Below are 13,576 nucleotides of genomic sequence, written 5' to 3'. Positions count from 1 at the left end.
GGCCAGAGTGGTTGAAGCTCTGCAAATCACACTTTCGAGGGATCAATCCGTTTTGCACGCTGGATATAGTCGAGCCATAAATAAAAATAAAACACCATGGAGTTGTGTCGATGACAATAAAAATCTGTCCACAGTGGCGTCTGGCGAAACTGCCGTTGGCAGTAGGCCTCGCTTCTACTCTTGCCGCACCTGCATTCGGTGTGACCTTCAACATTGGTGAAATAGAGGGGCAATTCGACTCCTCGCTTTCTGTCGGTGCAAGCTGGTCTACCGAGAGTCCTGACAAAGATCTGATTGGCTCTAATAACGGCGGTCGTGGTCTTTCACAAACCTCAGATGATTCGCGTCTTAACTTCAAGAGCGGCGAAACCTTCTCGAAAATCTTCAAGGGTATTCACGACCTTGAGTTGAAGTATGGCGATACTGGCGTGTTTGTTCGCGGCAAGTATTGGTATGACTTCGAGTTGAAAGACGAAGATCGTCTTTTCAAAGATATCGATGATCACAATCGCAAAACCGCGGCGCAGGCCTCCGGTGCTGAAATCCTCGATGCCTTCGTTTACCACAACTACGCCATCGGCAATCAGCCTGGTACTGTGCGTTTAGGTAAGCAGGTTGTGAGCTGGGGTGAGAGCACCTTCATCCAGAACTCGATCAACTCGATCAACCCGGTTGACGTCTCCGCTTTCCGTCGCCCCGGTGCGGAGATCAAGGAAGGCCTGATCCCCGTCAACATGTTCTATGTATCGCAGAGTCTGACAGACAGCCTCTCGATGGAAGCGTTCTATCAGCTTGAGTGGGACCAGACCGTCGTTGATAACTGCGGTACTTTCTTCTCCCAGCCTGACGTCGTGGCCGATGGTTGTGATCAGAATCTGGCTGTACTGTCCAATGACCCCGCATCGATTAACCTGATTAACAGCATCCTTGGCGGCGCTGGCTTGGGTGTGACTCCATCACCTTGGGATGAAGGTTTGCTGGTGAAGCGCGGTCCTGACCGTGATGCCAGAGACAGTGGCCAGTACGGTGTGGCGTTCCGTTACTTCGCGGATCAGCTAGACACTGAGTTCGGCGCCTACTTCATGAACTACCACAGCCGGCTGCCAATTTTCAGCGGCCAAGGTGCTTCAGTTGATGCAACCAATACCATTAACTCTGTTGCAACCGGTGCGGCTGGTTTGGTAGGGGCTTCAACCGCTGCACGTTTGGCCGCAGCAGCAACCGCGGGTAACGGCAGCTACTACATCGAATACCCTGAAGACATCCGCTTGTATGGTTTGAGCTTTTCGACCACCTTGCCTACAGGTACTGCGTGGAGCGGTGAGTTGAGCTATCGGCCGAATGCGCCTGTTCAGCTCAACACCACTGACATTTTGTATGCCGGTCTGAATCCGATCAGCATTGGCGGCAATGCGGTGTACGACAATGCTTCGTTGCTGGATGGTCAGCCAGGGCAGGATTTGCCGGGTTATCGTCGTAAAGAAATCACCCAACTGCAAACTACCTTCACCCACTTCATCGATCAGGTGATGGGCGCCAGCCGGCTAACGTTGGTGGGAGAGATTGGCTGGACTCACGTTGGCGGACTCGAAAGCACTAGCGATACTCGTTATGGCCGCGACCCTATCTTCGGTCCAGGTGAGCTGCCGGGGCAGATCGGTGGTGTTGCATCATGCCAGGCACTCAACGCAGGTACCTTGGGCGACCCGAATGGCAAGAACGTTAGCCGTCATTGCAATAACGAAGGTTTCACCACGGCAGATTCCTGGGGCTACCGCGCTCGGGCAATTTGGGAATACCCGGATGCATTAGTGGGTATCAACCTCAAGCCAAGCGTTTCCTGGTCGCATGACGTTGACGGTTATTCCCCAGGCCCTGGCGCCAACTTTGAAGAAGGCCGCAAAGGTGTAAGTCTGGGGTTGGATGCTGAATACCAGAATACCTACACCGCAAGTCTGTCATATACCAACTTCTTCGGTGGTGATTACAGCACTCAGTCGGATCGCGACTTTGCTGCGCTCAGCTTCGGTATGAACTTCTAAGGCACCCGATTTAAAGGAAGGCTGTATTTATGAAAACAACAAGAAGTCTGTTACAAACGAGTGCAATAGTTTTTGCCTTGAGTTCGATTTCCACCAGCGTACTTGCTGCCGTTTCCGCCGAGGAAGCAGCAAAGCTGGGGACTAGCTTGACTCCTATCGGTGCTGAAATGGCTGGGAACGCTGCTGGAACTATTCCAGCTTGGACCGGTGGCCTGCCAACCAACGCAGGTACGGTTGACGCTGGCGGGTTTCTGGCTAACCCGTTCGCTAGTGAAAAGCCGTTGTTCACCATCACTGCCGAAAATATGGAGCAGTACAAAGCTAATCTGACGCCGGGTCAGATTGCGTTGTTCAAGCGTTATCCAACTACCTACAAGATGCCGGTTTACACCACGCACCGTTCGGCAACCGTGCCCGCCAAGATTATCGAGGCGACCAAGAAAAATGCGCTCAACACCAAGTTGATTGAGGGCGGCAACGGTATGGAAAACTTCGATACCGCTAACCCGTTCCCAATCCCGAAAGACGGCTTGGAGGTTATCTGGAACCACATTACTCGCTACCGCGGAGGCAGCATCAAGCGGGTTGTGGCGCAAGCTACGCCGCAGCCGAACGGTTCTTACTCGCTGGTTTACTTCCAGGATGAGTTTACCTTTCGTAACTCGTTGACAGACTACGATCCAAGCAAAGAAAGCAACGTGCTGTTCTACTTCAAACAGCGGGTAACCGCGCCATCGCGTTTGGCAGGTAACGTACTGCTGGTACACGAAACCCTTAACCAGGTAAAAGAGCCGCGTTTGGCCTGGCTCTACAACGCCGGTCAACGTCGCGTGCGTCGTGCTCCACAGGTTTCGTATGACGGCCCAGGTACCGCTGCCGATGGCCTGCGTACTTCGGACAACTTCGACTTGTACAACGGTGCCCCAGATCGTTATGACTGGAAGTTAGTGGGTAAGGAAGAGAAGTACATCCCTTACAACAGCTATGACCTGGATTCGCCAAAGCTGAAGTATTCGGAAATCCTCAAGCCAGGCCACATCAACCAAGACTTGACCCGCTACGAACTGCACCGCGTGTGGCACGTGACTGCAACCTTGAAAAAGGGTGAACGCCATATCTATGCCAAGCGTGACTTTTTCATTGATGAAGATACCTGGCAAGCGGCTGAAATCGACCATTACGATGGCCGTGGCACTCTGTGGCGTGTAGCCGAAGCGCATTCGCAGTACTACTACAACTACCAAGTGCCTTGGTACACCCTGGAAACCCTTTATGACCTGTTGTCAGGACGCTACTTGGCACTGGGCATGAAGAACGAAGAGAAAGAGGCTTACGACTTTAACTTCAAAGCCACTGAAAGTGATTTCACCCCAGCGGCACTGCGCCAGGCTGGCGTACGCTAAGCGTACCGGGCCCTGCAATAAAAAACCGGCCTAGTGCCGGTTTTTTATTGTTCAGGCCTGAGTGCAACAGAACAGGATGACAAACCAGATGGTTCTGCTTTTATGTGTGGTAACACCTAAATGCTTCAAATGCCTTGATCAAGCCGTTAGTCTGATGCTCTGTCATGTAGATTGCTGACCTAACTCATCCAAGAACAGGCAAATGACCGACTTATCCAGCCTGCCGGGCTCATCTCGAATCACCGCCCAAGGGGAATTACGCTTTTACAGGCCGCCGCTGCCTGAAGGGCATGTTTCCAGGTCACGTCTATGTCTACGACTAGAGCACGGTCTGCAAGGTCGTTTGTTGCTGGTATCAGCGCCTGCAGGTTTCGGTAAAAGCTCTTTGGCGATCGAGTTTTGTGAGCATTTGCCGAGTAACTGGCAAAACCTATGGCTGGGTTTGAGCGAACGCGACAGTGATCCGGGGAAGTTCCTGGAGCGTCTGTTACTGGGGCTTCAACAACATTACCCGAATGTTGGGGATGAGGCGCTGGGGTTGTTGAAGATGCGTCAACGCCATCAGCCTTTTGCATTTGAAGAGTGGCTGGACGCGTTCCTTGATGATTTGACCCGTGTATTGGATCCGCGCCAGCCGTTATTGCTGGTGTTGGATGATTATCATCTGGCTCAGGGTGCGGTCCTCGACCGTTGCTTGCAGTTTCTTCTGAATCATCTGCCAAGTGGGATGTTGCTCTTGGTGACGAGTCGTCAGCGTCCCGATTGGCATCTTGCACGGCTGCGCTTATCGCAGCAGTTATTAGAACTAAACGAGCAGGATCTACGCTTGACGCAAGACGAGATCAGCCAGTTGTTGAGTCGACAGGGTGCGAGTTTGCCTGCGGAGGCACTGGCTGAGTTGTGCGTGCGCAGTGAAGGCTGGATTGCCGGGCTGCGCTTGTGGCTGCTGGCGGCAACTGATGCCGGGCAATTGACGGATCTGCATCATGTGATGGCGGTGCCACATGGTGCGCAAGGATTGATTCGTGAGTACTTGCTTGAAGAGGTCATTGAGCGTCAGCCTGCGGACGTTCAGACATTTTTGTATGACACCGCAAGAATGGATCGTTTTTGTGCTGAACTGTGCGATGTAATTCGTGATAGTCGCGACAGCGCGAGTATTTTGGACTACTTGCAGACGCACCAGGTATTTCTCGTACCGCTGGATGAGCAGGGTAAATGGTTTCGTTATCATCACCTGTTCTCAGACTTATTGCGGGTCCGCCCCCTGCAAAGTTCCGAGATAAATGTTGCTCACATGCATTTACGTGCCTGTCGTTGGTTCAGCGCTCAAGGCCTTCTCGATGAAGCAATCGAACAGGCCCTGCAGGCCGGACAGCCTGACGTTGCCGCGAATCTAGTGCAGAGCCTTTCAGAAGAGCAGTTGCTGGCGGAGCAAAATGTTTCGGCATTATTACGTTGGAAAATGGATCTGCCAGATCACTTGCTAAGCAGTACTTCCAGGCTGATTTTACTTTACAGCTGGGCATTGGCTTTAGCCTGTCAGCTTGACGCCGCTGAAGAGCTTGCCGCGCAGCTCAGTCGTTTTCTGCCCGCGCCATCTGATCAGCAGCAACGAGAATTAGTCGCGCAATGGTTAGCGATTAGTGGCGCGATTGCGCGGGGGCGCGGCGATAGCTCGCGAGCCATCGAATTCTGTACAGCCGCATTGGCCGGGTTATCTCACGAACGTTATGGTCCGCGATTGAACTGCTTGTCGATATTGGCAAATCTGGCAATTGTGCAAGGCGACCTGTGGCGAGCACGAGGGCTTAATCGTGACGCGTTAGAGCTTGCCCAGCGTATTGCCAATCCACTGTTTGAAGCGCTCGCTTATTATGATCGTGCTCGGGTGCTGCAAGCACGCGGTGAAATTTCACGTGCCTTGGCAGAAACGCGCCAAGGTTTGGAATTGCTGCGTGATGTTCCGGCCCACCGCTTTTATGCGGCTCGCGCCAGACTCAAACTGTATGAGGGCACCTTGCTTTCTCTAGGGTTGCAGCCTAAACAAGCGGCTTCTCATTTACGTGCGGGTATCAAAGAGTCGCGTGCATGTCGCGACATTAATGTGTTGATCGGTTATTGCGTTTTAGCCAGTCAAGAAGGCCGTGAAGGGCGCTTGTCCGAGGCTTTCGCTTTGCTCAGTGATGCGGAGCGACTGATGCACATCTGGGATGTGCCTGCTGTTTATTATCTTGCGATGATTACGCTAATCAAATGTGAACTCTGGTTGCGCCAAGGTCAGGTAGAGCTTGCTGAGGCTTGGCTTGAGAGGTTGGATGAAACCTATGGAGCAGGACAGGCTGCAACAGCACCTGAATACCATCCGCAGTTGGCGTTGCACATCGACTTTCATTTAGCGGTTCTTGAACGGATTAAAGGGCGTGTCACCGAAGCCGAGCGGCGATTAAAAGCGCTGATTCAGCGGGCCAAAACAACTGGTGGACAGTTCATTGGTTCGTTTGCAGAAGTGCAGTTGACTTTACTTGTCCTCCATTCTGGGCGAGAGCAAGAGGCGCAGCAGCACCTCGATAATGCGCTGGAGGTTGCAGCAGGGGGCGGCTTGCTGCAGTTTGATGAGCTCTTGGTGCATAAACCGAAATGGTTACGTGGGCAGCTTATGGCGCGTGCTAGTAATCCAGTGAATGAAGCTTTGCTGGCGTTGCTACCAGCGCTTGATCCAAAGCCCGAAGTGACGCGTGAGTGTCTGAGTCTTATTGATGCATTGAGCAGCCGGGAACAAGCCGTACTTGAGTTGATTGCCAAGGGCTGTTCGAACCAGGAAATTAGCGAGCGGTTATTTATTTCGCTGCATACCGTTAAAACCCATGCTCGGCATATCAACAGCAAGCTGGGGGTTGAGAGGCGAACCCAAGCTGTAGCGCGGGCTAATAGTTTGGGGCTGCTCTGAGGTGGGCTGTTGGGTTTTGGCTTAGGAAACCTCTGAAAAACTACTGCGCTAGGTATTACTGCGTTAAAAAGCTGCTCAAAATGCTCATTTAGGACAGCTAAACTGCGCTTTTTCGCATCTTTTCGTCTTGTACTCCCGTCGCTCGCTACCTTTTTCAGAGGTTCCTTAGAAGGGCAGGTCAGACTTGGGGAGTTTCAAACTCAATTGTGGATTGGACTTTTGTTCGGTTTGCTTACGCTTGCTGAGGTTTAGTTGTTGTTGCATATCGTCCTGAAGTTCGACTAAAACAGGTTGCAGCGACTCAATGTTAGTACGTACGACGGGGTTTGAGTGCGATTGTCCAATATAGGTGATTCGTTCCAACAAGCCTTGCCGGGCATCGCTGGATAGGTGCACAAATAAGTTGGGTAACTGCTTGCTCAGATCCGCGCTGTACAGAACCAATTCTTCACGACCAAACTGTTGAGTGAGTTCTAGGTAATCGAGCGAGCTTTTGGTCAGCAATGCAGCTGCAGCCTTGGTTTCAGCCAGCCCTTTAAGGCGTACAGGATTACTCATTTCGCCGGGGGAAAGAGTCATCCAAAACTCGGTCGTCAGGCTAAAAAGTACCGCTTGTTGATTGAGTGAGTAGCTCATCAAACCAAGTGCCTCAGCAGCATAAGGCTGTTTGGCAACATTGAAGTCAAAGTACAAGCGCATTAACTCTTTGAGTTGGAATAACGACTCTCGTGCCTCGTTCTGGCGCGACACTAGTGGTCGGTAGATATTCAGCTGAGCTTGTAGATTCTCATCGCTGACCATGCGTTGGTAGATTGGCCCCGTAAACTCTCCGCTACGCCTTGGCAGTGCGTTGGCCTGGGTTTGATTTACCTTTTTTAAGGCCGCAATCAAGGATTGGTAATGGGTGCTGCTCCAAGGCCGCTGTATGTCCGGAATTTTTTCACCCAAATAGAACAGTTGCGTGGCACCGGCAACGTTGATCCACAGCAGTAAGAGTGTGATCACTAATAAGGTGAATGAACGATATCTGTTAGTTAACTGCACCCAAGGCATCCTGCATGTTCTGGCTGGATTTGACGCTAGCGTTTCAAGCGCCTTATGTCTGCCGAATGAAAGTATGGGGTTGCATGGTGCTTGCAGCCGCCTTCTCGCGTTAAAGACGCCTGAGCGTTACCTCTAACCTCCACGCTGAAGTTACCCAGTAGCACTCTTGGTTATGGCTATTGTTGCCCTGTACCTAGGTTTGGTAGAGCAAGGTCCCCCGGCGTGGTGTTATGGCTATAGGTTGTGGGCGTACTCGTAGATATTCGGACGCGTTTCATCAGCCAGCGGTGGTGTCAAAACCGTATATAAAACTATAAAAAGGGGCTTTTAATGTCTGTATCCGACACCGCACTGTTCTCCCCTGTGGCCAAGCTGTTCAGTTCTCTTGGGGTTGGTGCGCTGGCTCTGAATGAGCTGAAGTCGCTCTACGCTCCGGTGAGTAGTGGTTCTAAGTTTGTTGAGATCGAAGGCTTCAATTTGCACTACCGTGATGAAGGCGACCACAAACTGCCGGTAATAATTATGCTTCACGGTGTGGTTGCATCGCTGCATACGTGGGATGACTGGCTTCTGGAATTTAGCCAAGATTACCGGGTGATCCGCTTTGATCTTCCTGGTTTTGGTTTAACTGGGCCAAGCGTGGATGGCATTTATACGATTGAGCGGATGCTTAGCGTCGTGAGTCTATTGATGGATCACCTCGGTGTTGCGAAGGCTAGTTTCGCCGGCAATTCACTGGGCGGATATGTGGCATGGAACTTCGCTTTGAGCCAGCCTGAACGTGTCGAGAAACTGGTGTTGATCGACCCTGCGGGCTACGCCATGAAAAAAATGCCGTGGATGATCGCGGCGTCTGCATTGCCGGGTTCAACGGTCTTGATGCCGATCTGGATGCCTCGAGCACTAATCGCCCAAGGTGTAAAAGATGTTTACGGTGATCAGCGCAGAATTAAGCCGAATGTGATTGAGCGCTACTATCGGCTGAGCCGACGCCCCGGAAATCGTAAGGCCATGATGCAGATTTTCCGGCAACTGGTTTTGATTAACCGCACCCAACTGCATCTAACCCCGGCAGCAGTCGCCAAACTTAGAGCGCCTACCTTATTGTTATGGGGGGAGTCCGACCGTTGGATTTCGCCAGCGCATGTGCAGTTATGGCAGCGTGACTTGCCGGGTATTCAAGTCAAAACCTATCCGGGCGTTGGGCATCTACCTATGGAGGAAATCCCCTGGCAAAGTGCCGCCGATGCGTTGCAGTTTATGCGGGCACCTGACTCGCTCGAGTTCGTCATTTAATCCGCCGCCGCGAATGACGGATGTATCCATCATTCGCGGCTAAAAGCTTAGCCTTTGCTCGTACTGGTTTGACTCAGGCTGCGGCGGGCTCTGTTGTTTCGTCAAACTCAACGCGAACGGCATAAAGCAACTCAATATTGTTGTGCTGCCATGGATGAAAATCTTCTTTGAAGAAGTCTTTGTAGGTTTTTATCATGGGTCTAAACACGCCTTCTTTACCCCACATCCAGCGCAGGCCGTCGCGCCAAATACGCCAGTTCCACAGCAAGCCATCTTGTTTAAGCATGTGTGCCAGGCCGAGAAATGTGTCTTTGATGAAGAAAAACGTGCCGATGCGCATCGCCCGATGCAGAATTTTTCTATCGCCGCCAACCTGGTTATAAACGTCGAAAGCCACCGCCTTGTGCTCGGTTTCCTCCAAGGCATGCCAGCGCCACAACTGGCGCATCAGAGGATGGGCGCCCTCCATCTGTTTTTCGTTACGCAAAAGTCCATCTGCCATGATCGCGGTTATATGTTCCATGGCTGCGGTCGCGGCTAATTGACGTTTTGCAGAGAATTTTTTTTGCGTGTAGTGAATACGTTTTTTGGCGCGATTTTCCATTCGCGTAATATCGTAGCCCAAGTCCCTCAGCCGGTCGCTGTAAACCAAGTGCTCGCGACTGTGATGACCTTCCTGGCCTATGAAGCCGCGTATTTGTTCGGATAGTTCAGGGTCACTTATCTGGTCACGAAACTTACGCACCGAATCGATGAAGAAACGCTCGCCATCAGGGAACAACACTGACATGGAGTCAAACAGGTGGCTCTTGAAGGCGTCGCCGCTATGCCAATGTCGAGGCAAAGGATTGGGAAAGTCGAAATCCATGTGTCTTGGGCGAATTTTTAATCCCGCAGGTGTAGTACTGACCATGCTGACTCCTGATTTATAGTTCTTCTAGGTAGCCCACTATGAGTGGCTCGTGTCTATTGGAAAAGGTTATCAACTGCCAATATTCAGGTCATATATGGCCATGTATCCATGCTGGTATCACAGCTAGCAATCGGCAGAAATGGCGAAACCGGCTTTATCTGCTTGCTGCGCTTGGACGCTTGCGGTTATGTTTTTGGTCTATGGTCATATCTGGCCAACAACAATAAGAAACTGATGACGTCGATCTTGAATTTCAACGCAGAACTGGTGCCGGTTGCCTATGCCGAGGCTCTTCTCGAGTTGCTAGAAGAGCTTGATGTGAGCCGTGAGCAGGTTTATGCGGGCGCAAATGTTCGCCCGCAAGTGCTGGATAGCCCGCAGGGGCGATTGTCATTTGTAGACTTCAACTTGCTTGCACTCAGCGCATTACGTCTGAGCAATGAGCCTGGACTAGGCCTGTTGTTGGGCCGCAGATTGAATGTATCGACCCACGGCATTCTTGGTTATGCGGTGCTTTCTAGCGCCAACCTCGATAAGGCGATTCAGTTTGCACTTAAGTACTACCGGGTACTCGGCATAAGCTTTGAACTTGAGCGTGTTGAGTTAGCGAACCGAGTCGAATTGCGCGCCAGTGAAAGCATGCCGTTAGGCGAACTCAACCGGTTTGCCGCAGAAGGTTTGTTTGCCAGCTTATTCACAATCGCCGGTTTTCTGGTGGGTGAGCGGTTACGTGATGTTGAGGTGGGTTTTACCTATGCCGAGCCTGAATATGCCGGTCGCTATGAGCAGGTGTTTGGTGTGGCTGCTAAGTTTGAGCAGCCATACCTCTACCTGAGCATACCTAAGCTGTATCTGGAAAAACCGATGGCGCTGGCTAATCCCGCTACGGTGCAGATGTGCGAGCAGCAATGCGAAGCGCTACTTTCAACCTTAGATATTCAGGATGGGCTGCTAATCCGTGTGCGCCGTTTGTTGCTCGCGCGTCCTGGCGATTTTCCAGACTTGGCTAATGCTGCAAAAGCATTGCATACCAGTGGCCGTACTCTGCGTCGGCACCTCTCCAGTATGGGGACCAGTTACCAAGAAGTGCTGGATGATGTGCGTCGCAGCCTAGCGCTGCAATACCTGACGACCACACATTTGCCATTGTATGAAATCGCCTATCTGTTGGGCTTCAACGACCCGTCTAATTTTCGCCGGGCGTTTAAAAAATGGACCGGTAAATTACCCAGTGCTTATCGCTGAAAGCACTGTTCTTGAGGCTTTTTCCTACGTGTTTTGCTCAAGGAGCCATATGGGTTCTGGAAGTTGCTTGTGCCACTTGTCGGATTTTTAGCTGCGTCTGTCCTTTCAAATAAAAGTCATTTCACTTGGTTATCTGAGTCTGTGCGGCGGTATTGCTGAAGTCTGCGGTAGTGGCTTTTTGCTGTTGAATGTTTGATTAGTCAATAGCGAATAATAGTTATTCAGCAAGTATTAGAAGTTTGTCCTACGCTAGTTTTTCAACTAGTCGAAAGTATTGATTTGCATCAAACGTAGCCGGGCGCTCTGGTGATTAGATCACGGCTTTCAAACTGAACAGACAAGGATGACCAGAATGATTGGAAGAACCAATAAAAAGCTGATGATGCGCGTTCTGGTCGTCGATGACGACTTGGGCAATCCAAACAGTGCCCGCGGTCGGGTACTGGCTGAGCTTGAAGAAGAACTTCGTGGCCGTAATGCAGAATTGGTATTGGCTACTTCCTATGAGGACGGCTTGGCCTCTGTAACCTCTGATGCGGCCTTGCACTGCTTTTGTGTCGACTGGACGTTGGGGCAGAACGATACCGCCAGCCACATCCAGGCTTTGGAGTTGTTGCGTGCTATTCGCCAACGTCACGAGCGTGCGCCGGTGTTTTTGATGGCAGATCACGATGCCAAGAAAAGTATTACGGTCGAAGCGATGGAACTGGCTGATGAGTTTGTCTGGATGCTCGAAGACACTGCGCCTTTTATTGCCGGTCGTGCAGTTGCCGCGATCAATCGTTATCTGGAACACCTGTTGCCGCCGTTCACCGACGCATTGCTGCGTTACACAGTAAAGGATGAGCACTCCTGGGCAGCACCCGGTCATCAGGGCGGCATCGCTTTTACCAAGTCACCGATTGGTCGGGTGTTTTTCGACTTCTTCGGCGAAAACCTGTTCCGGGCGGACAGTGGCATAGAACGAGGCAATCTGGGCTCAGTGCTGGATCACAGCGGCCCGGTCGGTGAGTCTGAAGCCTATTGCGCACGGGTATTTGGCTCCCATGCCAGTTACGCCGTGCTTAACGGCACCTCAGGCTCAAACCGCACCATCTTCATGGCGTGTGTAGGTGAGAACCAATATGCGCTGTGCGACCGAAACTGTCACAAATCGATTGAGCAAGGTCTGGTTCTGACCGGAGGCCTGCCGATTTATATGACGCCTACACGTAACCGCTACGGCATCATCGGCCCGCTATTGCCTGCACAGTTTGAGCCCGAACGAATCAATGCGGCGATCGCCAATCATCCGCTGGCGGCACAGGCCAAAGGCAATAAAGCGGTATACGCGGTGGTCACTAACTGTACTTACGACGGCATGTGCTTGAACGTCGAAAAGGCCGAAGACATGCTGGCGAGCAATGTGGACCGTATTCATTTTGATGAAGCCTGGTATGGATACGCGCGCTTTAACCCCATGTATGAAGGTCGTTTCGCCATGCGCGGCGAGCCTAAAGACCATCAACCCGATCAACCAACAGTTTTTGCAACCCACTCAACCCACAAGTTGCTTGCGGCATTGTCTCAGTCGTCTTTTATCCATGTCCGCAATGGTCGTAATCCGATTGAGCACAGCCGGTTCAATGAGTCCTTTGTAATCCAGGCCACCACTTCGCCAATGTACGCCTTGTTTGCTTCCAATGAAGTCGGGGCGGCGATGATGGACGGCAATGGCGGTTATTCATTGACCCAGGACACCATTCGCGAAGCGGTTGATTTCAGGCAGGCGCTTGCCCGCACCCACCGTGAATTTGCCGAGCGTGGCGATTGGTTTTTCGAGCCCTGGAATGCCCCGCAGATTAAAGATGCCAAGACCGGTGAGCTGGTTGACTTTGCCGATGCTGACGCCGAGCAACTGACCACCGACCCGAACTGCTGGACGTTGGAGCCAGGGGCGCAGTGGCACGGTTTTGAAGGGCTTGAGGATGGCTGGTGCATGCTTGACCCGATCAAGGTCGGCATCATGGTTCCGGGCATGGGAGCAGACGGTAAGCTGTTGGCCGAGGGGATTCCTGCACCCATTCTGGGGGCCTATTTCTATCGCAAGAACATCGTACCTTCGCGTATTACCGATTTTATGGTGCTGTGCCTGTTCAGCATCGGTGTGACCAAGGGCAAATGGGGCACCTTGATCAGCGTATTGCTGGCATTCAAGCGTGATTACGACAATAACCTTCCCTTGGCGCGAGTGCTGCCAGATCTGGTTGCTCAAGCGCCTGAGCGCTACAGCAACATGGGGTTGCGTGATCTGAGCCAAGAAATGTTTGAGTTCATGCGCAACAGCCGAATGGATGATCTGCAGGCCGCAGCATTTGGTTCGCTGCCCAAGATTGAAACCACGCCTCGCGCTGCGTTTCAGGCATTGCAAGCCGGTGAAGCTGAACTCTTGCCGCTGGCTCAGGCCGCTAATCGGGTGACAGGCGTTGGCATCATGCCTTATCCACCAGGTATCCCAATTGTGATGCCGGGTGAAAACCTTGGGCCGCTCGATGGTCCCTGGATTCGCTATATCCAGGCACTGCAAGATTGGGGGAATCATTTCCCTGGCTTCGAGAAAGAAGTCGAGGGCGCAGTGCACAAGGACGGTGACTATCACTTCTGGTGTCTTAAGTAAGCCTCAAGCAGCCTTTCACATGCCTAA

8 protein-coding genes are annotated in these 13,576 nt (G+C 52.0%); 6 read left to right on the top strand and 2 right to left on the bottom strand.

All coding sequences use genetic code 11. The annotated features are described in order from the left end of the window. Window positions 1–110: 110 nt before the first annotated feature. The 3 genes from ACN0UH_RS01580 (at window position 111) to ACN0UH_RS01570 (ending at window position 6,395) form a co-directional block, all read left to right on the top strand. A complete protein-coding gene (locus tag ACN0UH_RS01580) occupies window positions 111–2,042 on the top strand; it encodes a DUF1302 domain-containing protein (RefSeq protein WP_417660405.1) in 1,932 nt (643 codons plus the stop codon). A gap of 29 nt (window positions 2,043–2,071) precedes the next feature. Then, the gene (locus tag ACN0UH_RS01575) at window positions 2,072–3,445 is read left to right on the top strand and encodes a DUF1329 domain-containing protein (protein ID WP_417660404.1); all 1,374 of its coding nucleotides are present in this window, start codon (window positions 2,072–2,074) and stop codon (window positions 3,443–3,445) included. Between the two features lie 202 nt (window positions 3,446–3,647). Further along, window positions 3,648–6,395 carry a LuxR C-terminal-related transcriptional regulator gene (locus ACN0UH_RS01570; protein ID WP_417660403.1) on the top strand — a complete coding sequence of 916 codons (2,748 nt, stop codon included), beginning with the start codon at window positions 3,648–3,650 and terminating at the stop codon, window positions 6,393–6,395. A gap of 165 nt (window positions 6,396–6,560) precedes the next feature. Here ACN0UH_RS01570 and ACN0UH_RS01565 read toward each other — a convergent pair whose 3' ends face one another. Continuing rightward, window positions 6,561–7,448 (bottom strand): hypothetical protein, encoded by an 888-nt coding sequence (locus ACN0UH_RS01565; RefSeq protein ID WP_417660402.1) that lies wholly within the window; start codon window positions 7,446–7,448, stop codon window positions 6,561–6,563. Window positions 7,449–7,769: 321 nt separating this feature from the next. On the opposite strand from ACN0UH_RS01565, the gene ACN0UH_RS01560 reads away from it, so the two are divergent. Further along, on the top strand, window positions 7,770–8,735 hold the full coding sequence (locus tag ACN0UH_RS01560) for an alpha/beta fold hydrolase (protein ID WP_417660401.1): 966 nt from the start codon (window positions 7,770–7,772) through the stop codon (window positions 8,733–8,735). Between the two features lie 73 nt (window positions 8,736–8,808). On the opposite strand, the gene ACN0UH_RS01555 is transcribed toward ACN0UH_RS01560, so the two are convergent. Further along, entirely contained in the window at window positions 8,809–9,648 is an 840-nt protein-coding gene (locus tag ACN0UH_RS01555) for a metal-dependent hydrolase (protein WP_417660400.1), read from the bottom strand. A gap of 234 nt (window positions 9,649–9,882) precedes the next feature. On the opposite strand from ACN0UH_RS01555, the gene ACN0UH_RS01550 reads away from it, so the two are divergent. After that, the gene (locus ACN0UH_RS01550) at window positions 9,883–10,893 is read left to right on the top strand and encodes an AraC family transcriptional regulator ligand-binding domain-containing protein (RefSeq protein WP_417660697.1); all 1,011 of its coding nucleotides are present in this window, start codon (window positions 9,883–9,885) and stop codon (window positions 10,891–10,893) included. Window positions 10,894–11,245: 352 nt separating this feature from the next. Then, a complete protein-coding gene (locus tag ACN0UH_RS01545; protein WP_417660399.1) occupies window positions 11,246–13,549 on the top strand; it encodes an Orn/Lys/Arg decarboxylase N-terminal domain-containing protein in 2,304 nt (767 codons plus the stop codon). Window positions 13,550–13,576 lie beyond the last annotated feature (27 nt).

The organism is Pseudomonas sp. (genome assembly GCF_048265905.1).
GTDB lineage: Bacteria > Pseudomonadota > Gammaproteobacteria > Pseudomonadales > Pseudomonadaceae > Aquipseudomonas.
Note: the sequence above shows the minus strand (reverse complement) of the source record. Positions and strands in the feature narration are given on the sequence as shown.